The organism is Paenibacillus sp. SSG-1 (assembly GCF_002224835.1).
Lineage (GTDB): Bacteria > Bacillota > Bacilli > Paenibacillales > Paenibacillaceae > Paenibacillus_AQ > Paenibacillus_AQ favisporus.
Map to the genome: position 1 here is coordinate 3,350,689 of NZ_MBRK01000001.1, position 24,433 is coordinate 3,375,121.

The following is a 24,433-nucleotide window of genomic DNA, read 5'->3' on the forward strand; positions in this document are numbered from 1 at the left end:
CAAAAAAAACATCAGCCTCCTTTGATCAAGGAAACCGATGAATCTACGATTTGATGGAGCATCCTGGTCAGCTTTATGTTGACCTCGGCATCCGGCATCCCTTGGGCTTCCATCTCCTGCTTGGATTGATCCAAATAAGCCATCCCCTGGCTCACCGAACCCCAAAACTGCATCGCCATCAAGTGTGCGTCACCCTTCCGGATCTCACCCTCCGCGATGCCTCTGTCAATTGTGCGGGTCATCGGGAGCATAAATCCCTTCACCCAATCAAACGGTGAAATCTCGTCCGGGGTATAGAGGAAATGGATATCGTGACTGATCCGCATGTAAAAACGGGACATCACCGGATTTTCCAGAACCCGTTCGCAAACGATTTGCGCATAGGTTTCGAGCAGCTCCAACACGGGAAGATCCTGTGCAAAAAATGCATCGGTATAGCGCCGGGATTCCTCCATCATGTGCTCATACAGCGCTCTGAACAGGTTTTTCTTATTTTTAAAATAATAGAATACAAGTCCGTGGGCGAGCCCGGCCCGATCCGCAATGTCGCTGACTTCCGAAGCCGCATACCCCTTCTCAACATATACACGCATGGCTGCCTGCAATATTTCCTGCTGCCGCTGCCTGCGGATTTCCTCATTTTGTTTTTTGGTGCGCGGAGACATGATACGTCCACCTTTTCGTTGGCTTAGATAGATTGAACCAAAGTATTTGCAATTGAACATCCTATGATAACGGCCAAATATGCCTATAACATTCATTTCTTCAGTTCATTCAATATAGATACTAGTCGAAATTATAGGAGAAGCATATCGGGTTGTCAATTTGCCGGCTATTGGCCGCAAACTCAAAAAGCCTTAGGGCTGATTCAGCTCGAAAAGGCGATAGATCCCCTCCCGCTGCTCAGCCGCAAGGCTTTTTCGTAAGCAGTGATAAACTGCAAAAAATTATCGTTTCACCCAGGCCCGCTCCAGGTTCATTTCCTGGATGCATTCCTCCGTGTCGTGCGTGTCATTGTCGATAAGCGGCGTGACCGCGTACGCATGCATCTCTTCCGCTGAATGGGTACGCAGAATCGGATCCAGCGCGTCCAGATCCATCGTATTTTCATCCAGCCAGCGCTCCATGTCCCCGGGAGATAGAATCGCCGGCATCCGGGCGTCGAATTCACCGATTAGCGGATTGGCATCCGTCATGACCAAGGTGCAGGTGCGCAGCGGCTCTCCACGGGTATCCCGCCATATTTCATACAATCCGGCCACGCCGAACATGCCGCGGTTTTTCATCACTACACGGACAGGATAAGACTTCTTGCCTTCCCTCTTCCAGTAGTAAAATCCGTTGCAGGGGATCACGCAGCGCTGCTTGTCCACCATTTTCCGGTAGCTGGGGTTCTGGTGCACATTCCTGAGATCCGCATTGATTGCGTCTTTTCCCCAATAAGGGATAAAGCCCCAGCGGAATTCATCCAGAATCCGCGCCCCGTCCTGCTGGAGCACCACCGGCATATGCTGCGTCGGACTGATGTTGTAGCGGTTTTTATAGTAATACATCACCCGTTCGATTTGAAAATGCTCCTGAACCTCCGGCAGCTCGGCGGCCATGGAAAAACGTTGACACATGAAGCATCAGCCTCCCTTTACCCCGTATTGTTTGCCATTGGAGGGAAATTATTCATGTGCCCGCCGCTTGCACAGCAAAAAAAACGGCCCCCTTCGCGGAGGGAACCGTTCTGACGTTTGGTTACTCGGAAAACAGTGCCGGAGTTTCGGTCAGGCTCTCGCGTGATTATTTTCTTTATCATCTTTCTTATGAAGCAGCCGCTTCCAGGCCGCCCAAAGAGTTCGGGCTGAAGCAGCTCCATCGGAGGATCGATCAAGCTCTATAGATTACGTGTGACCAGCTGGTCTCGTTTAGGCCCAACGGATACGTATTTTACTTTCACCCTTGCGGTCACTTCGATGATCTCAATATACCGCTTCGCCGCCTCAGGCAGCTCTTCAAAGGAACGAATGCCGGTAATGTCACATTTCCAGCCCTTGTGATGCTGCAGAACCGGCTTGGCCTCATCCAGCTTCGCACTCACTGGAAACTGGTCGGTTACCGTCCCGTCTGCAAGCTGATACCCGATACATACAGGGATTTGGTCCAGGTACCCGAGTACGTCAAGATTCGTTAACGCGATCTCGGTGGCTCCTTGGATCATGCAGCCGTAGCGGGTTGCTACCGCATCGAACCAGCCCACGCGTCTCGGACGTCCGGTTAATACGCCGTATTCGCCCGCATCGCCCCCGCGCCGACGCAGCTCCTCCGCTTCTTCGCCTGCCAGCTCGGTCACGAACGGGCCGGCACCGACGCAGCTCGAATAAGCTTTGACCACCGCCACCACTTGGGATATGGCATACGGCGGAAGGCCGGCACCAACCGGTGCGAATCCCGCTAACGATGAGGAGGACGTGGAGAACGGGTAAATGCCGTGATCCGGGTCCCGCAGCGCTCCGAGCTGCCCTTCCAGCAAAATGCCTTCCCCTTTGCGGTTAGCCTCATTCAGCATCTGGGCCGTATCGCACACGAACGGACGAATCTTCTCGCCCTGTTCCAGTAATTCAGGCATGAGATCCTCCGGAGTTAGAGGCTGATGGCCATAAAGATGTGTCAGCAGAACATTTTTGGCTTCCAGCATCTGTTGCAGCCGGCGCCGAAGTCTTTCTTCATCGTACAGATCGGCTACCTGCACACCGAGCTTGGCGTACTTATCAGCATAAAATGGAGCAATCCCCTGCTTTGTCGAACCAAAGCTCCGCGCCCCCAACCGTTCCTCCTCCAGCTCATCCAGCAGCCGGTGAATCGGCAGGACGACCTGCGCCCGATCCGATATGGCCAGTTTCGGTTCGGGGACGCCTCTTGACAGCAAAGCTTCCCGTTCGCTCACCAGCACGTTTACGTCCAGCGCCGTTCCCGTTCCAATCACGTTCGTCACATGCGGATAAAATACGCCGGAAGGCAGCATATGCAGGCCGAACTTCCCGTATTCGTTAATAATCGTGTGCCCGGCATTGCTTCCGCCCTGATATCTCACCACGTAAGATGATTTGGCTGCCAGCACGTCCGTCATCTTGCCCTTTCCTTCATCGCCCCAGTTGGCTCCAACAATCGCGGTTACGGTCAATGGTTTGGCCTCCTCTTGTTTTCCTTTACAGCGATCATTATAATTTGGATTAGTTACATAAGTAAAATTGATATTAATAATGATCGATATAAATTGAGGTAATGACAATGAATATTCAAATGGAATGGTACCGTGTTTTTTACTGGACGGCCAAGCTTGGCAGTTTGACAAAGGCGGCAGAGCAGCTGCATATTACCCAGCCTGCGGTCAGCCATACGTTAAAGCAATTGGAAGGTGCTCTTGGCGGGGCTTTATTTTTCCGGTCAGCAAAAGGAGTCACATTAACCGCAGAAGGCGAAGTGTTGTACAGCTATGTGGAACAGGCCATGCAGATGCTGGACATCGGGGAGAAAAAGATGGCCGAGATGCAAAATCTGCTGCTTGGGGAAATCCATATCGGAGCGAGCGACACCTTGTGCAAACACTACCTGCTGCCATGCCTCGAACAGTTCCACCAGCAGTATCCGGACATCCGGGTGCATGTCACGAACCGGACGACGCCGGAGACGATCACCTTGTTAAAAGAAGGAAAAATCGACTTTGGGATCGTGAATCTGCCTGCGGACGACCCCAAAATCGATTTTCGGCCAAGCGCTCCCCAGCAGGACTGCCTTGTCGGGCATCCGAAGTATGCGGAATTAGCACGGCAGCCGCTGCCTTTGGCGGAGCTTCACCAGTACCCGCTGCTGCTTCTGGAACCGGGTGGAAGTACGCGCCGATTTCTTGACAGCTACGCCGGGGCGCATGGCACGACCCTTCATCCCGAATTCGAGCTTGGCAGCCTCGATCTCTTAGTCCAGTTTGCCCAGAGCGGATTTGGGCTCACCTTCATTACGCGCCAATTCATCACCGAAGAGTTAGCCTCGGGCAAACTGGTGGAGATCCCTTTGACACCTCCGATTCCACTTCGGCACATCGGGATTGCGACGCTCAAAAACGTTCCTCTTTCGGCTGCATCCAAACGGTTTATTGGCTTTTTGTCGTAGCTTAAAACTGGAATACTGCCTGATATAAAGTTCACGGATGAGTAATGATGGACCCGCTCCCGGATTTAAGCATCCATCGACTCCCGCCGGAGCAGGCGAAAGCCGAAATCGCGTCCGAACAAGGGCGACAGTGCCTGCCACAGCATGCCGATCCCGGCATCTATCCGTTCCATGTTTTCGGAATCGCCGACATCCACCGGATCCAACCCGATGTCGCGGGACAACCGGGCAACCGTATCCTTTGCTTCGGCATCCTCCCCGCTGATATAAACGGTGGCATTGCCCTCCTCGTATCGGGGCTGGGCAAGCACTTCCCAAGTAAGGGTATGGAATGCCCGGACAACCCTGGCCTCCTGCGCCAGTCTACGCACCTCCAAATCGGCCGACTGCCCGTCAAAACGGATGGTGCAGTTGATCAAAACTTTGCCGGTCAGAGCCCCGGCTTCCGCCAGCACCCTTTCCACATCGTCCGCCATCACGGCCAGCAGGATGACTTCGCCAAAAGCGGCCGCTTCCCGCACGGTTCCCGCCTGTGCCTGAGGGCCGGCCTCCTGAAGCAGAGCTTGAATTCGCTCATGATGCGGATCCCGAGTGCCGAACATTACCTCATGCCCCTCTGCGGCCCATTTTTTTCCGAGCGTTCCACCCATGTGTCCGGTTCCGATCACACCTATTTTCATGGTCATTCTCCTTTTCGATGGATAGATTGAGGGGGAGCAAGCCCCTCTCTCAAGCATTCTAATCGCTGGAGCCGTCTCCAGCGCAAGTCATGACATCAACATTTTTAATCCGGGTAACCTCTTCCCCTATTCAGACGTCTTAGATAAAAAGGAGTGAACTTTGTATGAAAAAGATGATTGGGGCGATCACTGCGGCATTCTTGCTCATGTCAAGCTCGTCCGCTTACGCGGCTGTTCCGGACAAGGTATATATGGAAAATGTAGAAGTTCCGAATGCAGCACCTGTGCTGAAAGACGGACGGGTGCTGGTCCCCTTGCGTACCTTAGCCAATTCCATCCATGCAACGGTTTCCTGGGATGCCAAAACCCAAACAGCGACCGTCCGCAAATGGTCGGAGAAGGTAGTGATTCCGCTTGGTAAAAACGCAGCTGTGGTGAAACAGGGAGATGGGTCGACGAAAATCAAGCTGGACGTGCCTATGCAGAAAATTCACAATCAAATGTATGTACCGCTGCGATTGTGGAGCGAATGGCTGGGGTACCGTCTAGAGGTGAAGGGCACGACGGTATCGTTTCAGTCTCCGCTGAATCCGATGCAGCTGGCTGTGCTGAATTCAGGTGACCTGGCCGACGCCCGCCGGATGATGCTCGATATGAACAGTCGCCTGCATTATGAGCATGAAGCCTTGAGCAGCGAGCATACTTCCGAAGGGTTCAGCACCATCCTTCTCTTCCCTCAAGGGGTGGGCACCCGGTATTACGTCATCTCCGACAACCTGGTGTCTAGGATCGAGTTAAAAGGTGGAATGCAGATCGTCACCTGGCAGGCGCACATCTCGCCGGGCGTGAGACCTGTGGAGGAGCTGTTTGCACAGCAGAAATTTACGGACGCAACCGGACCGTTACCCTGGAAGGATACGACCTATTTTTATTACCGCGAAGGGAGCATTGTGAACATCAATACGTACACGGCGGGACGTCTGGATCCGGATGGAAAGCTGAACAAACTGGCATATAAGATGACGCAAGACGGGGAGATTCGGGAGCAGTCCGGAACCCTTACTCTAAAGCTCCCCGATGAGGTCCGGACAGATGTGAAGAAATGATCGTAGCAAATATAGCTTCATATAGATATTCATGCGGAGTCTATAAATCAAAAGTGCACCTAACTCAGCCATTCTGCCGAATTTCAGCTCGAATGAACTCGTTTAAGTGCACTTTTGCTTTTTAATCATATTTTGAAGCATCAATATGTGGCCTTCAAGATTTTTGCGGTACTCCTCACCAGCCGGATAAAAATACAATGTCTTGAAAAAGTTCATTACATTCGTTCTTGAGCGAAAAAAGTATAACGTGGCTCCCTCATCAGCATGAATCCGAACTAGATCATGAGCGATCCCTTGCAGCCAAAGGCCGAGATCCACTTCTCTACGATCTTTTCGATGAAGTAGAGCTATTAAAACTTGGATCAATCTTTCGTCCTCGTCGTCTGTGTAAACGTCTCCTTTGTACAGGGTTTGGCCCATAACATTTAATATTCGCCAATCCGCCTCATCACCAGGACTAAGTGGATGTCTTACGGCCGCTGCCAATAAATCCGCCCCATGTGCTATCGCGTGAGCCCAACCCTTCCCTTCCACATATCCTCTCGTATCCTGCTCCATTTCGAGATACTGGCAGTCCCGTTCAAGGAGCCTGCTTACGGTATCTCGGTCAAGTCGGACTTCAATCTGGTCTTTCTGTAATACAGTAGCAGCAGCAAGTGCCGAAAATGAACGTTTAAACACCGAATCTGTGCACACTTCACCAATTTGATAAAATAAATGGTTATCATCAATAGCTTTAGTAAGAATATGCTCCGGTTGGTCTTCGTTAAAAAAATCGTTATGTATCCGTCGGGCTAGTGTTCTGTATATGAGCTCGTCTCAAGCCGGGGATCAGTCGCACCGATGTTCTCCAGCATAAAGGAGATCATTTCGTTGGCCAATTCACGCGTCATCGACTCCTTTGATATGGCTATTAACTCCTCAAGCCGCCTTTTCAAGGCTACCTCCTCCCCACTTCCACCACGGACAAAATAACCTCTGCCATCTGTTCTTCGGACATTGTCCGCGGCTCCCGCGCCCACTGAATGGCCGGACCAAAAATAGCCCAACTAACGGCCCTTGCCCGTGCCTTAAGCTGCAATGGATCATCAAGCGGATATCCAGGATCATTCCTCATCAACCCTGAGATATAACGGGTTAATTCTTCATGGATGGTCTCCTCCAAAATTGAAACCGGTACCCTGCTGGATGGCTGCCGGTGGCTATATTTACCCTCAAAGCACTGAAGAACGGCAATCACGATCTTTCGTGCTGTTTCGCGGTTCCACGGAGAATTCGGCGAAACGGCATTCATCAGCAGCTTGCCGAAGTTGTCCCGGATGACCTGTTCCAGGAGCATATATTTATCCGTGTAATGGATGTAAAACGTCCCCCGGCTCACATTCGCCCTTTCCGCGATGTCCTGCACGCTCATGGCGGAAAAGCCCTTTTCCCGGATCATCTCGACGAAACCTTCCCGAAGCAGCTGACGTGTGCGGTTGATTCTGCGATCACCGTTTTTATCTGTGGATGCCATATCTATCCCTCCCATAGTTGGATATCGTTCATGATCAATGACCTACTGCTGAACAATTCTTCCTTACTGTTCAAAACTGAACACTGGCAGCGATTTGTATATGGTTCACTTCCTTGCGCCGACCTAAAATAATCATATCTCAACTGACTTCTGCGAAGAAAGGGATATCACCTTATGTTCTTGTGAATATCTACGTTCAACTATGAAAGGGGAAATTTAATGGTGGAAGAATATACAGCGGACACAATGCATGAAGCAAAAAGTGATCTTGACGGCAGATTCAACAACGCGATAACAGAACTTGTTGAAATCACCACGGCATACTTTTGGAATGGGCGGTCCAAGGAGGCGCTGCACATCCTAAATCAGCTTCTCCCGATAACCGGCATCCTTGAGGTGCAGGACCTGCGTCTTCCGATTTTGCTGCAGCTTGGTAAAATACAAGCCAATGAATATGTCTACACCAACGTCGATCCGGAAGCTATGTTTTCCATATTGAACGAAGCCAGGCGTCTCGCTGAGCAATCCAATGATCGAAAAGGCCTGGCCGATGCGCTAAGTTTCCTTGGTACGGCTCACTATTTTGTTGAACTCAATGCGAGCTCAACGATCGAGAACACCACAGGGCAATATAGGGAGGCTCTGAATTACCATGAGCAGGCATTACAGCTGAGGGTCGAGCTTCAGGACAACCGCGGTATAAGCGAATCGTATTTTCAAATCGGTACCGTGTATGAACGCTGGCAAAAGAAAGAGATGGCCCTGAATTATTACGCCCAGGCAGCCCGAATCGCTGAGGAACATCATTTTCCTTTAGAGCAGAGCGAGCCTGCACGCCACTTTGCTTTCCATGCGTTTCAATCCGGAGACCTGGACGAAGCGTTAAGGTTTGCACAGCACGCTTTATTGATGCGAGAAACAGCAGGGTTCAAGCCCCATCTGCCGCTGGATCATTTGCTGCTGAGCGACATTTACCTGAAACGCGGCCAGATCGAAACGGCTCGGCAGCATGCTGAAACAGCCATCCGCTTGGGAGAGGGGATGGGCTATCTAAGAGCCGTTTCCTCCACCTGCCTCACCCTTGGCGATATTGAACTCACCCAACAAAGGGCTGATACCGCCCGTACTTATTATGAAAAAGCTCTCTATTTAGGGCATGAACTCAAGCTCCCACTTTCTGTTCACAGAGCAGAGGAAAGGCTGGAACGACTGAGCGATCACACGTGAATCCCTAAGCGGAATTCCAGTAAATATATGGTATACTGGATAAAAAACGAAACGGGGGCGGCCGATGGATGACAGTATATATCGCACTGCTGCGGGGCATTAACGTTGGCGGACATAATCTGGTGAAAATGACCGAGCTCAAGAAAATGTTCGAGGACATGGGCTTCCACGATGTTAAAACGTATATTCAAAGCGGGAACGTCTTATTTAAAAGCGATGAAGAGCCGCTTGGACTGAAGTCCAAAATGGAGCAGTTTTTAGAAAAGGCGATCGGCAAGCCGGTATCGGTCGCCCTGAAATCTGCGGAGGAAATGCAGAAGATCATCGCGGGATGTCCATATGACGCCTCTGCTTTGGGCGAAGGTGAAAGCATCCATGTCTCTATTCGCACCACACAGCCCAGCCAGGAAGCGCTGGACAAGCTGGCGGCCTTAGACAAAGGCGGAGATGACTTCCACACCGACGGCGATGTTGTATACCTGATGCTTCGGCAAAGTATCCGGGACTCCAAGCTTGCCGCGAATTTGTCCAAGGCTGACGCTCCGGCTACGTCGCGAAACTGGAATACGATGAATAAGCTGAACGAGCTGGCCAAAACGTTGTAAGCAGTCGGCTGCCCGTCCATTGGAAATCTTTCTAAGAGGACACGATCACGCCGGAAACACCCCCCTTTACCAAAAAAAAGCAGGCAAAGGAACGTTCCCGTTCCGCTGCCTGCTTTTTCACGTCTTGTAACATAGACCCGGCAAGTAGACTCGGCCCTGCCCATCTAATACAAAATGCACCGTTTACCCCTTTGTACCTCCCTGCAGCCCAAACCCTTTGGACATAAACTGCTGCGACAAAATATACAGCACGACCGACGGAAGCGCATAAAGGACGGAGAATGCCGCCAGCTTGCCGTAATCCGCCATGCCGTATTGGCCGAAAAACTGATACAGCTTGAGCGACGCCGGAAAGTTTTCCGGAGATTGCAGCAGGATGTAAGGGACGAAGAAATTGCCCCAGCTTCCGGAGAACGTAAAGATAGCCACGGTGCAGATCCCGGGGATCATGAGCGGGGCTACGACTTTGCGAATGCCGGTGAACACCGACGCGCCGTCGACCCATGCGGCCTCCTCCATATCGTTCGGCACGGAATCCATGAAATTTTTCAGCATCCAAATGCCGTACGGCATCGAGGAAGCGACATAGAACAGAATGACGCCAAAGATATTGTTGTACAGCTTCAGGCTGAGAAACAGCTGATACACGGGAACCATGACCGCCGTAATCGGCAGCGAGGTCATGAACAGAATGGTCAGCATAAACGGTTTCTTATATTTCATTTGATACCGGGACAGTGGGTATGCGGCCAGCAGACCGAGAATGACAACGATGACGGCTTGGCCGAGCGACATGAAGAGACCGATCAGGAAAGCGCGCTGGTTCTCGCCATTCGTAATCACGGCGCCGTAGTTCGCACCGGTGAAACGAGTTGGCATTTTCAGCGACTGCAGCGCATTGGGATCGATGGACGCGACCAGCACCCACAGCAGCGGAAGCAAAAAGCAGATCCCGATGACGGTAAGGATCAAATACGGCAGAATACGGTAGACGAGATTGCGTTGTTTCGCGTTCATACGAAGTCTCCTTATTTATTGCTCTTTCATCGAGCGGATGTAGAACAAGCTCAGCACGATGCCCAGCAGGAGGAGCAGCAGCGATATGGCCGTGCCGTACCCGAGCTGGTAATTGACGAAAGCCTGGTTGTACATAAAAATCGGCAGCGTCGTCGTCGACGTTCCCGGTCCCCCGCCCGTCATCGCATAGATCAGGCCAAAAACGCCCAGCGTCTGCAGCGTGACGAGCATCATATTGGTCAGAATGGTGTCCTTTATGTAAGGGATGGTGATCCGGAACAAGATTTGCAGCCGGGAGGCGCCGTCGACGACGGCTGCTTCTTCGATCTCCGTCGGCACGTCGTCGAGTGCAGCCTGGAATACCAGCATCGAAAAGGCGGTGCCGTGCCAAATGTTCGCTAAAATGATGGTCAGCATCGGTACGGTATAAAGCCAGGTTACATCGGAGATCCCGACGAAGGAGAGAATGGCATTCAGCGTCCCTTCATCGCCGAAAAAGCTGTATAAGCACAGCGCGCAGACGATTTCCGGCGTGACCCACCCAGCCAATACGATCGTGCCGATGACCCGGCGAAACAGCCGATTTTTGTGCTTCATCAAGAGCGCAATGATAAATCCGAGCACCTGCTGGCCGATGACAGCCGAGCCGATCAGGAAGATCAGCGTGTTCCAAATGCTCACCCGGACCGTGGGGTCATGGAACATGCGGACATAGTTGTCGAAGCCGACGAATTTCAGTTCCTTGGCCGCTTCCCCCGTCAACGCCAGGTTGGTGAATGAATAGAAAAACGTTAACAGGATCGGATAAATGAAAAACACGAGCATGATCGCGATTGAAGGAAGCAGGAAGTAGAGCCATGTATACGACTTTCTTTTTTTGTACACCGAAGATACGGTCAAACTGCTCATCGAGGTTACGTCTCCTTCCCCTAAGCTGAAAATAAAACCGCTTGCCCACGCGCTTTTCCCGCCGGAAGCAGCAGCATGAGCAAGCTTTGATCCGTTACTTCTCTACGATATGGTCCTCACCGACAATCCGGGTTACGTCCTGCGCGTACTTCTTCGCTGCATCCGCAGGCGAGGTTCCGGTGGCGACGCTTTCGACCATCGTCTGGATCTGCGTGGACACTTCCGGATATTTGTCCTGCGCCGGTCTGAATTCGGCATGCTGCAGGTATTCCGTGGCGATGCCGTTAAACGGCTGAGCCGTATATTCGGGATCCTTGGCGACGTCCGCACGGACGGTAATGTTGCCGGAAGCGATGACCAGCTTTTTCGTGTTGTCCTTGTTCAAAGCGTACTTAATGAAGTCCCATGCTTCGTCCTTATGCTGCGCATTGCTCGGAATCGACAGCGCCCAGCCGCCGGCGAGCGTAATGGAACCCGGATCCTGGCCTTTGCTGGTCGGCATCGGGGCAAAGCCCAGCACGTCTTTATACTCCGGCCATGGCGCAGCTCCGGTATCAAAGTAGTTGCCGGTAATCCACGATCCGTCGAGCGAAATCGCCAGCTTGCCTTTCGGCAAATATTCGCGGGACGCGGTGTTGCCCGCCTGGCCGTTCAGCACTTTGGACAGCGGTGGTCCGAGCTTCTCCTTGTTCACTGTCTGGATGAAAGTCAACGCGTCGATGATGCCTTGGCTTTTGATGATCCATTTGCTGGTATCGTTGTCATAGAGACGCTCCCCGGTGCCGTACAGCAGCATTTCGTACGTTTGCATCGAGGTAGCTTCCCCTGTCGCCTTGCCCATGTTCATCCAGATCGGCACGACATCTTTCGTTTTCTCTTTGATCGTCCGGGCCGCGTTCAGAACGTCGTCCCACGTTTTTGGCTGCCAGTCCTCGGGAAGTCCCGCCTGTTTGAAAATCTCTTTGTTGTACCACAGTCCACGCGAATCGGTGTTGTACGGTACTCCGTACACCTTGCCGTCGCTGGCCGTAACCCCTTTTTTCATCGCCTCGATAAAGGAGCCGTTCGTCCAGTCCTCCCAAGCCTTGACTTTGTCATCCAGCGGTTCCAGGTAACCGGCACTGGCATCGGAATTGAGGATAAACGTATCCTCCGTAACGATATCCGGAGCGGTGTCCTTGGACTTCAGCGCCAGAGCCACTTTGGCAAAATAATCCCCTTCGGACGCCTGAATCGGTGTCGGCTTGATTTCCACATCCTTGTTCGGATACGATTCGGACAGCTCTTTCAGCCATTTGTAGAACGTGCCCTTCTCCCCGATTCCGTCGTCCCGGTAAGTGATCGATATCGTAGTTTTCGTCTTGGCGGTTCCTTCGCCTGAAGAATCCGTATTGCCGGTAGTCGTGGTCGTAGTCGTATCCGTTCCCGGCTCCGCCGTCTTCGTGCCGCCGCTGCCGCTTGAGCAGCCTGCCATCGCCACCGTTAACGCGCAGAAGAGCGCGGTGGATCCGAGCAGCCATTTCTTTTTCCCTTTGACCATGCTTGCCCCTCCTTTTTGATGTAAAGCCTTGGGATCTCTGCCTTGAAGCCTTGGAGTAAAGCGCTTTACTATGTATGTGTATTAGCATTTCAGGTTTTCATAACAACATTTTGGGGATAGCCGGACAGAACCATTTCACTTAAAGGACACCCGCAAATCTCTTCGGTCTCCGCTTTCAACAAACCAATCCGCTGCTGCATCAACAATTTCAACACCTTCTCCCCGTTCCGCGTATTGCACACCCACTGCACGAATCATTGATTGCCACCAAATGTAAGTGATATCTATAATGGGCATGAATTTTAGTTGACATTTCAAAAAGAGGAGGATGCTTGAGAAGAAGTAACGTCTGTTGAAGTCGTAAGCGGCAGGCTGCGATCGATTGCGATATGGTACACAACTAACAGCTTCTCTTCGGAGAGGCTGTTTGGCTTGGTGTGAGAAGCTATACGGGATCAATAAAAAGACTGCCCTTACCCGGGCAGTCTCCTATCTCGAAGTTATATTTTATCCACATGCAGCAGCTTGATTTGCTTGACCTCGTACGTATCCTCCAGCCTCTCTTCCGGGATAACACGCAGGCGGACCAGACTGGAAATTTTCGATCCGTCCGCTTTGGACATCAGCCGCCACAAATCCGGGTCCGGCAGCGCTTCGTACAGCTTCTGGTCGTCGTATTCCTTGCGGATTTGCGATACCAGCTTCACTTTGTAGGCACCAATCTCCAGCTGCTCGGCCTGCTGCTTCTCACAATAAGCGGTAATTTCTTCGCGAAGCTGCTTCAATTCCTGCTCCGTTTCTCTCTGCCGTTGCTTCAGCAGGTAATACCTGTCTACGATCTTGTCCATCTTCCCACTCCCTTCTACCTACACCATATGTGCGCCGAAGCGGTTTTAGGATGGATTTTGCATCGCGGACGTGCCCATGGTACTGTGGGAATATCATACAAATGGGGAACGGATGAATATCCCATTTATTTGCATTTTTACTATAAAAAATGGAAGGCTGGCTCATCATATGCCCAAACTGGATTACATGCTGTCGCTGCTGTGGCTTTTGCGGTCGAGGGGTAAAATGACGGCGGAACAATTGGCCGAAGCGTTGGAAGTCAGCGTCCGCACCGTCTACCGTTATGTTGACCTCCTATGCCAGAGCGGCGTTCCGGTCGTCGCGGAACCGGGTCATGGGGGCGGATTCACGCTTCCGGACTCCTTTCGGGAGTCGCCGCTGTTTTTTGACACCAATGAATTGAAAGCGATGGCTCACAGCGCGCGGATCGCCTCCCAGGCAGGGTATCCGTTTGCGGAGGCTCTGGAACATGCGCTCGATAAAATCAGCCACCGGCTGAATGAGGACCAAGGAGAACAATTAAGGCGCCATCAGGCCGGGCTGGAAGCCGTCCCCTATTCAACCAGCCGGGAGATTAAGCGGTTACTTTCCGACCTTGAAGAAGCGGCCGCCCATTCCCGTGTGTGCTGCATTCAATATGCCAACACGACTGGAGATGCTGAGCGGATGCGCCGCATCCATCCCTACCGCTTGGCTTACCGGACGAACCGCTGGTATGTCGCCGCTTACTGTGAGCTGCGGGGTTCTGTCCGAATGTTTCGCGTCGACCGGATTGAGCAGCTGGAGGTAACGGAAGAAACGTTTGCGAGGCCGGAGGATGTTACGTTTATTGAGCTGGCCAGGGATACCTTGGCCGGTTATTCGAAAACGGATGCATCCTGGGTTACGGTGCGAATTGGCGGCGATTCGGATGTATTGGAGTCCATCGGGAATCAATATTTCGTGCAGCCGTTTCTGACCAAACACATGGACCGGGAGCTTCGGTTTGAAATGCCGCCCTCCGTGATGCTGACCTATATGCCCCACCTTCTTCTTTCCTTCGGTACGCTGGTATCTGTGCTGGAACCATCCCTGCTGGGAGAACGGATCGCCGAACTTTGTCACGAAATTGCCGAACATCATACATGCCCTAAACTTCCCTGACAATCTAGCTGTCAGGGAAGTTGTCGTATGATGCGGTTATCCTGTAATACAAGAAAGGAGTATAACCTTATGAAACTGGATAACCGCAAGCTGGATTTGACCAAAGCGAACCCCTCGTATTATTCCGCGCCTCAAGAACCGCAAAAATGCTATTTTGATGAGATCCCCTATCTCACGATTGACGGTGAGGGAGATCCAAACGGACCAGGATTTGCTGAAGCGACCGAAGCCCTCTATACCGTAGCTTATGGCATAAAAGGGATGTGTAAACAGGAGGACCAGGATTTTACCGTGGCCAAACTCGAAGGGCTTTGGTGGGCAAGGTCCCATTCCGGACAAGACGCCATGTACGCTTCCAGGGAGGATTGGATGTGGAAGCTGCTGATCCGGATGCCGGACTATGTATCGGGCGAACGATTCGAAGAAGCCCGGATGCTGGCAGTGAACAAGAAACCGCATCTTGCCCCCCTTCGCTTCTTGAGCTTCGAACGCCTGTATGAGGGCGATTGTGTGCAGATGCTGCATGTCGGTCCGTTCAGTGCCGAGCCGGAAACGATCCGGCAGATTTTCGAGTATATCGAGGCCCAGCGCCTGACACCTAAAGGGCGGCATCACGAAATTTATTTGTCGGATCCGCGCAGAACACCCCCCCATAAAATGAGAACTATCCTGCGGCATCCTGTCACCCAGCAGGAGAACTGATCAGGTCCCCAGAGCCCCGCAGGGGGACTTTTCGATCCTCTTGGCCTCCCGTCTCATGGGAGATCAAGAGGATTTTTGTCTTTCGGTCTTTCGCATTTCCCTCTTTCTTTAGTCCTACGATAACGATTCTATAAACCTATCTAACTGATGGGATAAGGCAAAAAATATCCGTTGTGCCACAGAAAGCGCAGTTTTGGAGCATTTCGACACCTCTCCTCGACAGCAAACGCCCACACTGCCCAAAGTACCTATCAACCTTTTGTCTCATCCCAATAGAATGCAAAAATTGTAAAATGAAAAATGTATTTTACTAGTGTTCAATTAGTTTCGCGCAAAGGAGGATCGTTTTTTCGGCATGATTTTCTATCTCATTCGATAAAGGAGGACATCTTTTGAAAAAAGGTTCATCGACCATCCGTACTTATTCGACGCTGTTGTTAAGTGCCTTGCTGGCTATTGGTGTCGCCTATCCGAACGCCAGCGTGTCGGCGGCTGCTGCACCCGATCTACGTTCGGCCGACCATTCGGCCATTCATCTGGAATCTTCCCTGCGCCAAGGGGACTGGAAGCTTAACCCTCCGGCCCAAGGTACTTCATCCCCTGTTCAAAGCCTGGCGGCTGCGGCGCCGGATGAGCCCCAAAACTTCGTAGATCCTTCGGACAGCAGCGAACCGGTAACGGTCATCGTTCAGCTGAAGAACGATCCGCTTAAGGTCTATGAGGCCAAACCGGGAGCACAGGCCCGTTCATCCCTCGGCAGTTACAACAGCATTTTGAATCAGGAGCACAGCGCCTTTAAATCGGCAGCTTTATCGAAAACCGGCGCCAAATTCAAACGGGAATATTCCAAAGTGTTTAACGGTTATTCCGTGACGCTCCCGGCGAACGAAGTGGACAAGCTGCTGACACTGCCGAACGTCAAAGCGGTCTTCCCGAATGAGGAAATGCACGCCCTGCCGGTTGCGGACGGGCATGAAATGACGCCGAACATGGATGAAAGCGCTCCGCTGATCGGTGCGGAAGACATGTGGGAATCGGGATATGACGGAGAAGGCGTTAAGGTCGGCGTCATTGATACCGGTATCGACTACAATCATCCGAGCTTAAAGGACGCCTATAAAGGCGGTTATGACTTTGTCGACAACGATGCCGATCCGATGGAGACGCTCCCGGATCCAAGCAAGCCGCTCGACAGCAATGGCAACACCTATGATACGTATCACGGAACGCACGTCTCCGGAACCGTTGCAGGACGGGGCGACCCTGAGCACCCCGATGCGGGCAAGGGCTGGGTTCGCGGCGTAGCGCCGGGATCGGATCTGTACGTATACCGCGTACTCGGTCCTTATGGCAGCGGCTCGACCGAAAACGTCATTGCCGGGATTGAAAAGGCGGTCAGCGACGGAATGGATGTCATTAACCTGTCGCTGGGTTCCAATATGAACAACTCGTATACGCCGGATGCCATCGCAGCGGACAACGCGGCGCTGGCGGGAGTCACCGTCGTTATCTCCAACGGTAATGAAGGACCGGATGCGGAAACGGTTGGCAGCCCGGCTGCGGCACAGCTGGTCATTTCCGTTGGCGCCTCGACGCCGCCGCTCCAAACGCCGATTTTCACATCCGACACCATCGGCATTACTTACGCCCAGCTGGCGGCGACATCGCCGAAGCTGGAAACGGAAGGCGCGGACTTGGAGCTTGTGGACGCCGGCCTTGGCCGTACTTCCGATTACGCCAACATTGACGTCAAGGGCAAAACGGCGTTTGTGCAGCGCGGAGAAATCTCCTTCGCTGAGAAAGCGCAAAACGCGGCCGCCAACGGCGCCGTGGCCGTCATCATTTACAATAACGTGCCAGGCGAAATCGGCGGAGCTACGCTAAATGGCGCCGAAGACGTCGTGCCGGCTTATACGATCAGCCAGGAAAGCGGCCAGAAGCTGAAGAGCGAGATTGCCAAAGGCAATAACCACGTAACGTTCGGCTATAAAGCCGAAGTCGACCTGCTCGCAGACCTGAGCTCCAGAGGTCCTGCTCTGCCGAACTATACGATCAAGCCGGACATTACCGCGCCTGGCGTGGGCATCAAGTCTTCCATTCCAGCGTTTGGCGGCGACTATACCAACGCTTATGAGGAACTGCAAGGCACAAGCATGGCCGCTCCGCATGTGGCGGGCTCGGCTGCCCTCATGCTGGAAAAGACGCGCGAAGAAGGTCTTCAGCTGAAGCCGGATGACGTGAAGGCTCTGCTTACGAACAATGCCGTTCTGATTAAAGACCGGGATAACCGTGAGTATGGCACCAACGAGCAAGGCGCCGGCCGCGTTGACCTGAAAAATTCTTCCGAGGCGGATGCCATCGTTAAGGTGGAAGAATCGCTTCCGGCTCAGCTTCAGGACGATACCCACCAAACCTCGTACTCCGGCAGCATTTCTTTCGGTCTGCAGGGTACAGGAGCGGACGTCACCCGCAAGCTGACGGTGGAAAATATCGCGAATACGGATCAGTCCTATTCGATTGATGTTAAATGGAATCACGGCGGAGGGCCAGTGTTGACGCCGGCAGCGGATTCGGTAGGCTTGTCTGCAGGCCAATCGACTGCCGATCTGAACGTATCCCTGAACATTCCGGAAGGAACCGCAGATGGCCTGTATGACGGTCAGCTGATCTTTACACAAGCCGGAAACGGGCATGTCCTTCATGTGCCGTTCAGCGTGTATGTCGGCGAAACTTATAACCTGGCCGATATTTCGAACGTAGAACTCGATCCGATTTACCTGTCCAGCACCAACGAAGGCAAAGGCTCAACCCTTTATTATGCACTCAATAAAAAATTGGTGGATTACGAATTCGACGTCTACCGTTTTGATGACGAAGGGAACGGCGAGTACGTAGGATATATCTATGACCGCGACTTCCAGAACAAGCTGGACCCGTTCTATTACTCCTATGAATGGGACGGCAAGGTGGATATCGCTACCACACCAGGAAAGAAACGCGTGTACCTTGATCCGGAAGGTATATACGGCATCGTTCCGGTAACGGTCGAGGAAGGCGACAAAACCGCCGAAGTAGTGACCGACTCGCTGTCGCAGTTCCTGGTCGACAACACTGCACCGGATGCCTCGGTGCCGGATGAACTGGTCGTCAATCCGGATAAGCCGAACGTCGGCTTGCTTCAAGGAACGATTAACGGAGATTTGCTGCTGGATTACTTCTACGACGGCACGAATCTGCAGGATCTGATCCATGTGAAGGCGGTCAATTCCGTAAAAGGCAAAGATAACGAATATCAGGGAACAATCGACGAGTACGGTAATTACACCGTAGAAGTTCCGCTTGAGAACGGAACGAACAACATCGACCTGTATATTTCTGACGATGCCGGCAACGGAACAGCTAAAGCGGCCAAATCCTATAAGTATAAATACAAGCCGGAGGAGACCCCAAGCACAGATGTAGAATTGTCTGCCAAGCAAGGCAAGATCAAAACAGGTAAACCCTTTAACGTTTCCGTCGAATTCAAAGGTAAACAAGCCGTGCAATTTATGACGGTTGAGGTAACTTACGATGCTAAATTAAAACTAAACAAGATTACACCTTCTTCCAAGCAGGTTAAAATCCAAAATGATGTCACGGCAACCGATGCGGAAGCATCTTTGGCACAGACTGGCAAAAAACGGGCCGTGTTCGGCATTGAATTCAACAAACCAGTCAAAAGTGGTACCCTGGTGGATTTCTCCTTCACCGCTTCGGATGCAGGCAACTACGATTTTGAGATCAGCAGCGTCACGATGCTCGATTCAAATCAGCAGCCCGTTCTATCCGGAAAATTGACCGGTACCAGCGTAGAAGTCACCGGCGGCAAAAAACCTGGCAAAGGCTCCAATTCCGACGATGCACAAAATCTTGATGACAACGTAACAACGGATGAAGATCAAAGCCCAGACCAGGCACAAAGCCCGGACGGTTCTCAAAGCACGGATGGAACCCAGAGCCCTGATCAAAGTCCAGTTACGGAAGATAACCAGCCAGCTTCACCAGAAACCGATCCTTCCCAGCAGCCGGATAACAGCCAGCAACCGGCTCAGTCGGGTGATGGCGCACAACAGGGTTCAAGTCCTGCCGGTGAGGGCGCAAACACAGGAGCAACAAACCAAACACCAGCTGCAGACAGCAATGCAGCAGCCAGTGCAGATACCAATACTGAAAGCCAAGGAAAGTAAACATTCGAATAAGACTTGATTCGCTTTTGAAAAAGACACAGGCAGTCTTGGAGTAACTCTCCAAAACGCCTGTGTCTTTTTTTGTAAAGTTGGATATTTTATTCTCCTCCACCTCGTAAGCCTTTATGAAGTGCTGTTCGATCCACGAACCGTTCGCCTCATAACGCACATATTGCCCAGATCTGCATGCCGGTTCCAGGCAAAAGCTTCCTCCCAGTCGAGCACGGTGAAACAAAGTACCCCTCGGAACCTTTCTCCATCAGAATATTTAAGCCGTTATAATCGGAGTGCTCGAATAACCACATTTACGCTTGATCTTTAAGTTAACATCATATTAATTTTGGTTTTTTGCAGCTCCTTTTTTCCAAATGATCTGCTGTTAAGTACGTTGTAATGGTGATATAGCTCGGATCATCTAGGGTCGGTGTTGTGATGATTTTTCTATTGTGAATTTTTCATATAATGAGTTTTTGGAACTAAAAACTTCAATTTACTCAGTTTTAAGTTGACCTAGCTGCAAAAGTACACTTCTTTCGCCTTCAACGGCCGTGTTCCTTCCCACCAGGCTATCCGTAGACGATCGTTTCATCGACAACCGTCATCCGAACTTTATTTTCCAAAATGGTTTCCGGCGGTTCGCCGAACGGGTCCCGTTCCAGAACGGTAAAATCAGCGGCGTATCCCGGCTGAATCCGTCCCCGGTCTAATTCATGCCCTGCTGCATAGGCACTGCCTGTCGTATACAGCGAGATCGCTTCAAACATGCTGAGCCGCTCATCTGAACCATACACGGTCTTTTGAGCATCCCCCGGCTTCATACGGGTTACGGCAGCGTATATGCCAAGAAGAGGCGAGACGCTTTCGATCGGCGCATCTGATCCGCCGGCACAAGGAATCCCGCTGCGAAGCAGTGTCTGCCAAGCGTATACATGCAGCCCCTTCGCATCGCCGACCCGGTCCAGCACCCACGGAAAATCAGAGGTGACAAAGCTCGGCTGAATGTCGACGATAGCAGGCAGCTCCTTCAGCTGCGCCAGCAGCTCATCCCGCAAAATCTGCCCGTGAATCAGCCGGTCCCTCCTGCCCGCCGGGCATGGATGTGCGGCCAATGCGTGCAGCACCTTCTCTGCGGCCCCGTCGCCAATGGCATGCGCAGCCGCCGCAAGCCCAGCGCTTCTTGCCTTGGCCACCAGCCGGTCCAGCTCCTCATCCGAATGAACGGCCACGCCGCTCGTGGCTGGATCATCTGCGTAGGGGCGGCTGAGCAAGGCCGTTCTTCCGCCCAGGGATCCGTCCGCAAACAGCTTCATCGCCCCGTATTCGAGGAACTCGGATTCCGGCACAAGGTGCCTTCCTTCCTCAAGCCATTCATCGAGCGCAAGATGGTGGATCAGAAGATGCGTTCTGAATTTCTTTTGCCCCTCCATAATGACCTTTTGGAACGCTTGCAGCGTTCGGGTACAGCCGCCATAGTAGCTCAGATCTTCCGTATGGCAGCCGGTGATTCCCTGTCTCCAGCAGTCTTCAATGGCCATCGTCAGTGCAGTCTCCAGGTAGCTCTGAGTCACGCCGGGCATCCGATGCAGGATCAAATCCTGGGCCTGCTCCTTAAAAATACCGTTTAAGCGTCCGTCACTGCCTTTTTCCGCGACGCCGCCGCTTGGCACCTCTGTGTCTTCATTAACGCCGGTCTCCTGCAGGGCCAGTGTATTGACGGTCAGCACGTGCCGGCAGACGCGCCGCAGCATCACGGGGTGATTCGGGGCGGCCCGGTCCAGCTCCACCCTTGTCGGGAGAAGCGCTTCCTCCCACTCATTTTCGTTCCATCCTTCCCCGATGATCCACGTGCCTGGCGGAAGGCGCCGGGCTTGTCCGGCAATCTTGTCCAGCAGCTCGCCCCGGCGCTTCAGACCGGAAAGCTGCAGCTTGAGAAAGGTCTCCCCGTGACCGATCAAGTGAATATGACTGTCCACAAATCCCGGGAACAGGGTGCCCCCGCCAAGATCGATCACCTCGTCGATCCGGCCGTGAAATCTCTCTTTCAGTTCCCGCGTATCGCCAGCATCTATGATGCGTCCTCCTTCGGTCAATACCGCTTCTACCGTCTTATGTTCCTGTTCCATCGTGTAGATGGTTCCGTTCGTCCAGCACTTGGCCATGACGCTCCCTCCTCTATCGCTTACATTGCTCAATCATCGATATGTCTGACTGCTACAAGAATAGCACAAAAAAAGCAGCCGGTCCCTTGACCGCTGCTCCCTCATTTAGATGAATCTATCGCTCAATGCATGACGTATTTCCAGATCAGCCAGCATATCAGCACACAAATCCACGAAATAAAACCGAAGATCGTAACAATTTTGTTTTCGCTCCATCCATATTTCAGACTGAAATGGAAATGGATCGGGGTCATTCGAAATAACCGCAGCTTCGTCTTTTTGTAATACCATACCTGCAAAATGACCGACAACTGCTCCGCAAGATAGATAAAAAACAGGATCGGGATCAATATTTCAACCTTTTCAATGACGGCCAAAATGGAAAGCGACCCTCCGATCGCCATCGATCCCGTGTCCCCCATAAACGCCCTTGCCGGATAGATGTTGTAAAGAAAAAGTCCAAGCAGACAGCCGATCATGACCAACGAAAAAGTCTGTACCTCAGGTTTGTCCGAAATCAAAAAGAAGAAAAAATAAGTCGGAATCGCCACATTGATCAGCAGCCCGTCCAATCCATCCGTAAAGTTGATCGCATTCGCAGAACCTACCACAAACAGCAGTATGATGGCCACATATACGTAAACAGGCAGCTGCAGATGATATCCTTGAAACAACGCGATATCACTCGATACGCCAAACGAATGGAGCAGTACATACAACAGAATTCCCGTAAAAGCAAATTGAAGCACCAGCTTCGTACGGCCGGAGATGCCGGCCGGGTCTTGCCAGAAGGCTTTTTTAAAGTCATCAAGAAAGCCGACCGAGCTGAACAACAGAAACGCAGCGCACAGGAGCAGCATAAGGGATGCCGGTTGTGATTGCAGCGAAATCGCTACCCCGATCAGCAGGATTAATCCGGCCATCAGCGGTGTACCGCGTTTGGCTTGATGATCTGCCGGAAGCTCAGCGCGGATCGGCTGCGTCAGCTTCAGCCTGCGCAAGGTCCAAATCAGCAATGGCGTCAGTACGGCAACCAGAAGGAAAGATAAGCCGGAAACAGCCATAATTCCATACATATGACGAACCCCTTCTCATTAAAAAATATGGTTTCCTTACATTATAAATAATTCGGATAAGTAGACAAACATTCCCCGAAGTCAAAATCTCTTAGCGATCATCTTGCTTGTGAAAGCCATCTATGGAAAATATGTACCTTGATATGTACCTTCTACATCATCCGTTACTTACTATGGTCAGCGTCCTCTTTTACGGTATACAGCGGCAATGTAATGATAAAAGTAGTTCCTTCGCCTTCCTTGCTTTCAATCGAAATCTGTCCGTTCATCTCGCGTATGATATTGAAAGTGACCATGGTTCCGAGCCCCGTGCCTTTTAACTTGGTGGAGTAATAAGGGGATCCCAGTCTTTGAATCTGCTCTTTCGTCATGCCTACACCTGTATCCGAGATATAGATTCTGGCTTTGTTGTCGCTTTCGTCCACAAAGTATTTAATCGTTAATGTACCGCCGTCAGGCATCGCTTCAACCGCATTTTTGCACAGATTAATGATAGCTTGCCTTAACTTGGATTTGTCTCCATAAATGGTACCGGATGAATGAAATTCGGTGACCATTTTCACATTTTGTAGATTAGCATAGGAGCTCAGCACATGGGAGGTTTCCAAGAACTCTTCGTTCAGTGAAATCGGTTCCAATTTCTGGTTTTGAGGTTTGGCTAACGACAGGTAATCGGAAATGATCGATCCCGCCCGATCCAATTCCACGAGGGTAATGAGGGAAAATTCTTTACGCTTCTGATCCGTTAAGGACGGCTCACCCAATAGTTGAACAAATCCCCGCACAGTCGTGAGCGGATTTCGGACTTCATGAGCGACCGATGCGGCGATTTCGCTGACGACCTTCAGCTTCTCGGCTTCGATCATCTCTTCTTGAATTTTGACGTCGCGACGGACCGTTTCCAATATGTACACCAATAGAACCGATATCGCGCACTGCATCAGAACGATTGGCAAGGATGGCACAAAGGAGTGCAGGAAATACGATGGATTGCTATCCAGCAAATAATAAATATTTAAGACGGTAATCCGTAGAAAAAAGCAAAGGCCCAACACGATCAGCATCCGCTTCATGAAGCTCCCACGGTTAAATGCTGGAATCGCCAGGCATACGAGCACCAATGTAGGCAATAGGGACAGCGTATAATAAACAATATGAATGTCACCCAATACTTGTCGATAAATAATTGCGCTGGCGAATAACAGTAAGGCGCTGTACACCCCGCCGTATAAGGAGCCCACCACAAGCGGTATTCCCCGCAAGTCTAAAAACGTATTAAACACTTTGACGGGGAATGACATTGTAATAATTATAGGTATAAGAAACAGCAGGAAATAGAGCACGGTTTTATTCGATTTACACACAAAACGGTAGAACATGATAGGCAGTAATATAATGAATACATTGAGGATTAGGTTGGATTCGATATGCATTCCCTGTAGCCCCTTCGATTGTGGTAAATAAGCATTCTCGGGGCCCAGGATAAATTCCTTCTCATTAAATTGTAAATTTTTCCGCATCTT

The 24,433-nt window shown here is 51.6% G+C and carries 20 protein-coding genes; 7 read left to right on the forward strand and 13 right to left on the reverse strand.

What is annotated here, in order from left to right; all coding sequences use genetic code 11:
* Positions 1-11 precede the first annotated feature (11 nt).
* From BCV73_RS15465 to BCV73_RS15480, 3 genes are all read right to left on the reverse strand, one after another.
* Entirely contained in the window at positions 12-665 is a 654-nt protein-coding gene (locus tag BCV73_RS15465) for a TetR/AcrR family transcriptional regulator (protein ID WP_089547792.1), read from the reverse strand.
* A 282-nt stretch (positions 666-947) separates the two neighbouring features.
* A complete protein-coding gene (locus BCV73_RS15470; protein WP_089547793.1) occupies positions 948-1,622 on the reverse strand; it encodes an SOS response-associated peptidase in 675 nt (224 codons plus the stop codon).
* Between the two features lie 260 nt (positions 1,623-1,882).
* A complete protein-coding gene (locus BCV73_RS15480; protein WP_089547795.1) occupies positions 1,883-3,169 on the reverse strand; it encodes an adenylosuccinate synthase in 1,287 nt (428 codons plus the stop codon).
* A 107-nt stretch (positions 3,170-3,276) separates the two neighbouring features.
* Between BCV73_RS15480 and BCV73_RS15485 the strand changes: the two genes are divergently transcribed.
* Complete coding sequence (locus BCV73_RS15485; RefSeq protein WP_089547796.1) at positions 3,277-4,155, forward strand: LysR family transcriptional regulator; 879 nt, start codon at positions 3,277-3,279, stop codon at positions 4,153-4,155.
* Between the two features lie 65 nt (positions 4,156-4,220).
* Here the strand turns inward: BCV73_RS15485 and BCV73_RS15490 are convergent, their stop codons facing one another.
* Complete coding sequence (locus BCV73_RS15490; protein WP_089547797.1) at positions 4,221-4,835, reverse strand: NADPH-dependent F420 reductase; 615 nt, start codon at positions 4,833-4,835, stop codon at positions 4,221-4,223.
* Positions 4,836-4,999: 164 nt separating this feature from the next.
* Here BCV73_RS15490 and BCV73_RS15495 point away from each other — a divergent pair, with 164 nt between their 5' ends.
* Entirely contained in the window at positions 5,000-5,941 is a 942-nt protein-coding gene (locus tag BCV73_RS15495) for a copper amine oxidase N-terminal domain-containing protein (RefSeq protein WP_089547798.1), read from the forward strand.
* Positions 5,942-6,043: 102 nt separating this feature from the next.
* Here the strand turns inward: BCV73_RS15495 and BCV73_RS15500 are convergent, their stop codons facing one another.
* Both BCV73_RS15500 and BCV73_RS15505 read right to left on the reverse strand, forming a co-directional pair.
* On the reverse strand, positions 6,044-6,751 hold the full coding sequence (locus BCV73_RS15500; RefSeq protein ID WP_089547799.1) for a DUF2785 domain-containing protein: 708 nt from the start codon (positions 6,749-6,751) through the stop codon (positions 6,044-6,046).
* A 130-nt stretch (positions 6,752-6,881) separates the two neighbouring features.
* Positions 6,882-7,457, reverse strand: a complete 576-nt coding sequence (locus tag BCV73_RS15505) for a TetR/AcrR family transcriptional regulator (protein ID WP_179232012.1) — start codon at positions 7,455-7,457, stop codon at positions 6,882-6,884.
* A gap of 222 nt (positions 7,458-7,679) precedes the next feature.
* Here BCV73_RS15505 and BCV73_RS15510 point away from each other — a divergent pair, with 222 nt between their 5' ends.
* Together BCV73_RS15510 and BCV73_RS15515 are read left to right on the forward strand one after the other, a co-directional pair.
* On the forward strand, positions 7,680-8,684 hold the full coding sequence (locus BCV73_RS15510; protein ID WP_218828146.1) for a tetratricopeptide repeat protein: 1,005 nt from the start codon (positions 7,680-7,682) through the stop codon (positions 8,682-8,684).
* 68 nt (positions 8,685-8,752) lie between these two features.
* Positions 8,753-9,289: a DUF1697 domain-containing protein gene (locus BCV73_RS15515; RefSeq protein ID WP_076171551.1), complete on the forward strand. Its 537-nt coding sequence runs from the start codon at positions 8,753-8,755 to the stop codon at positions 9,287-9,289.
* A 183-nt stretch (positions 9,290-9,472) separates the two neighbouring features.
* On the opposite strand, the gene BCV73_RS15520 is transcribed toward BCV73_RS15515, so the two are convergent.
* From BCV73_RS15520 to BCV73_RS15535, 4 genes are all read right to left on the reverse strand, one after another.
* Positions 9,473-10,306, reverse strand: a complete 834-nt coding sequence (locus BCV73_RS15520) for a carbohydrate ABC transporter permease (RefSeq protein WP_089547802.1) — start codon at positions 10,304-10,306, stop codon at positions 9,473-9,475.
* A gap of 15 nt (positions 10,307-10,321) precedes the next feature.
* Positions 10,322-11,215, reverse strand: a complete 894-nt coding sequence (locus BCV73_RS15525) for a carbohydrate ABC transporter permease (RefSeq protein ID WP_089547803.1) — start codon at positions 11,213-11,215, stop codon at positions 10,322-10,324.
* Positions 11,216-11,309: 94 nt separating this feature from the next.
* On the reverse strand, positions 11,310-12,755 hold the full coding sequence (locus tag BCV73_RS15530; RefSeq protein WP_089547804.1) for an ABC transporter substrate-binding protein: 1,446 nt from the start codon (positions 12,753-12,755) through the stop codon (positions 11,310-11,312).
* 500 nt (positions 12,756-13,255) lie between these two features.
* A complete protein-coding gene (locus BCV73_RS15535) occupies positions 13,256-13,603 on the reverse strand; it encodes a hypothetical protein (protein WP_076171542.1) in 348 nt (115 codons plus the stop codon).
* A 169-nt stretch (positions 13,604-13,772) separates the two neighbouring features.
* Here BCV73_RS15535 and BCV73_RS15540 point away from each other — a divergent pair, with 169 nt between their 5' ends.
* From BCV73_RS15540 to BCV73_RS15550, 3 genes are all read left to right on the forward strand, one after another.
* Positions 13,773-14,747, forward strand: a complete 975-nt coding sequence (locus tag BCV73_RS15540) for a helix-turn-helix transcriptional regulator (RefSeq protein WP_179232013.1) — start codon at positions 13,773-13,775, stop codon at positions 14,745-14,747.
* A 69-nt stretch (positions 14,748-14,816) separates the two neighbouring features.
* On the forward strand, positions 14,817-15,449 hold the full coding sequence (locus tag BCV73_RS15545) for a GyrI-like domain-containing protein (RefSeq protein WP_089547806.1): 633 nt from the start codon (positions 14,817-14,819) through the stop codon (positions 15,447-15,449).
* A gap of 392 nt (positions 15,450-15,841) precedes the next feature.
* A complete protein-coding gene (locus tag BCV73_RS15550) occupies positions 15,842-19,675 on the forward strand; it encodes a S8 family serine peptidase (protein WP_089547807.1) in 3,834 nt (1,277 codons plus the stop codon).
* A 566-nt stretch (positions 19,676-20,241) separates the two neighbouring features.
* Here the strand turns inward: BCV73_RS15550 and BCV73_RS15555 are convergent.
* From BCV73_RS15555 to BCV73_RS15565, 3 genes are all read right to left on the reverse strand, one after another.
* Entirely contained in the window at positions 20,242-21,834 is a 1,593-nt protein-coding gene (locus BCV73_RS15555) for an amidohydrolase (RefSeq protein WP_089547808.1), read from the reverse strand.
* A gap of 122 nt (positions 21,835-21,956) precedes the next feature.
* A complete protein-coding gene (gene mraY, locus BCV73_RS15560; RefSeq protein WP_089547809.1) occupies positions 21,957-22,910 on the reverse strand; it encodes a phospho-N-acetylmuramoyl-pentapeptide-transferase in 954 nt (317 codons plus the stop codon).
* A 164-nt stretch (positions 22,911-23,074) separates the two neighbouring features.
* A complete protein-coding gene (locus BCV73_RS15565; RefSeq protein ID WP_089547810.1) occupies positions 23,075-24,430 on the reverse strand; it encodes an ATP-binding protein in 1,356 nt (451 codons plus the stop codon).
* Positions 24,431-24,433: the final 3 nt, after the last annotated feature.

What these genes read in the sequence shown, in the direction of transcription:
- BCV73_RS15465 (WP_089547792.1), bottom strand. Translation starts at nt 665, where the DNA reads ATGTCTCCGCGCACCAAAAAACAAAATGAGGAAATCCGCAGGCAGCGG.
- BCV73_RS15470 (WP_089547793.1), bottom strand. Translation starts at nt 1,622, where the DNA reads ATGTGTCAACGTTTTTCCATGGCCGCCGAGCTGCCGGAGGTTCAGGAG.
- BCV73_RS15485 (WP_089547796.1), top strand. Translation starts at nt 3,277, where the DNA reads ATGAATATTCAAATGGAATGGTACCGTGTTTTTTACTGGACGGCCAAG.
- BCV73_RS15490 (WP_089547797.1), bottom strand. Translation starts at nt 4,835, where the DNA reads ATGAAAATAGGTGTGATCGGAACCGGACACATGGGTGGAACGCTCGGA.
- BCV73_RS15495 (WP_089547798.1), top strand. Translation starts at nt 5,000, where the DNA reads ATGAAAAAGATGATTGGGGCGATCACTGCGGCATTCTTGCTCATGTCA.
- BCV73_RS15505 (WP_179232012.1), bottom strand. Translation starts at nt 7,457, where the DNA reads ATGGCATCCACAGATAAAAACGGTGATCGCAGAATCAACCGCACACGT.
- BCV73_RS15515 (WP_076171551.1), top strand. Translation starts at nt 8,753, where the DNA reads ATGACAGTATATATCGCACTGCTGCGGGGCATTAACGTTGGCGGACAT.
- BCV73_RS15520 (WP_089547802.1), bottom strand. Translation starts at nt 10,306, where the DNA reads ATGAACGCGAAACAACGCAATCTCGTCTACCGTATTCTGCCGTATTTG.
- BCV73_RS15525 (WP_089547803.1), bottom strand. Translation starts at nt 11,215, where the DNA reads ATGAGCAGTTTGACCGTATCTTCGGTGTACAAAAAAAGAAAGTCGTAT.
- BCV73_RS15530 (WP_089547804.1), bottom strand. Translation starts at nt 12,755, where the DNA reads ATGGTCAAAGGGAAAAAGAAATGGCTGCTCGGATCCACCGCGCTCTTC.
- BCV73_RS15535 (WP_076171542.1), bottom strand. Translation starts at nt 13,603, where the DNA reads ATGGACAAGATCGTAGACAGGTATTACCTGCTGAAGCAACGGCAGAGA.
- BCV73_RS15540 (WP_179232013.1), top strand. Translation starts at nt 13,773, where the DNA reads ATGCCCAAACTGGATTACATGCTGTCGCTGCTGTGGCTTTTGCGGTCG.
- BCV73_RS15545 (WP_089547806.1), top strand. Translation starts at nt 14,817, where the DNA reads ATGAAACTGGATAACCGCAAGCTGGATTTGACCAAAGCGAACCCCTCG.
- BCV73_RS15555 (WP_089547808.1), bottom strand. Translation starts at nt 21,834, where the DNA reads ATGGCCAAGTGCTGGACGAACGGAACCATCTACACGATGGAACAGGAA.
- mraY (WP_089547809.1), bottom strand. Translation starts at nt 22,910, where the DNA reads ATGTATGGAATTATGGCTGTTTCCGGCTTATCTTTCCTTCTGGTTGCC.
- BCV73_RS15565 (WP_089547810.1), bottom strand. Translation starts at nt 24,430, where the DNA reads ATGCGGAAAAATTTACAATTTAATGAGAAGGAATTTATCCTGGGCCCC.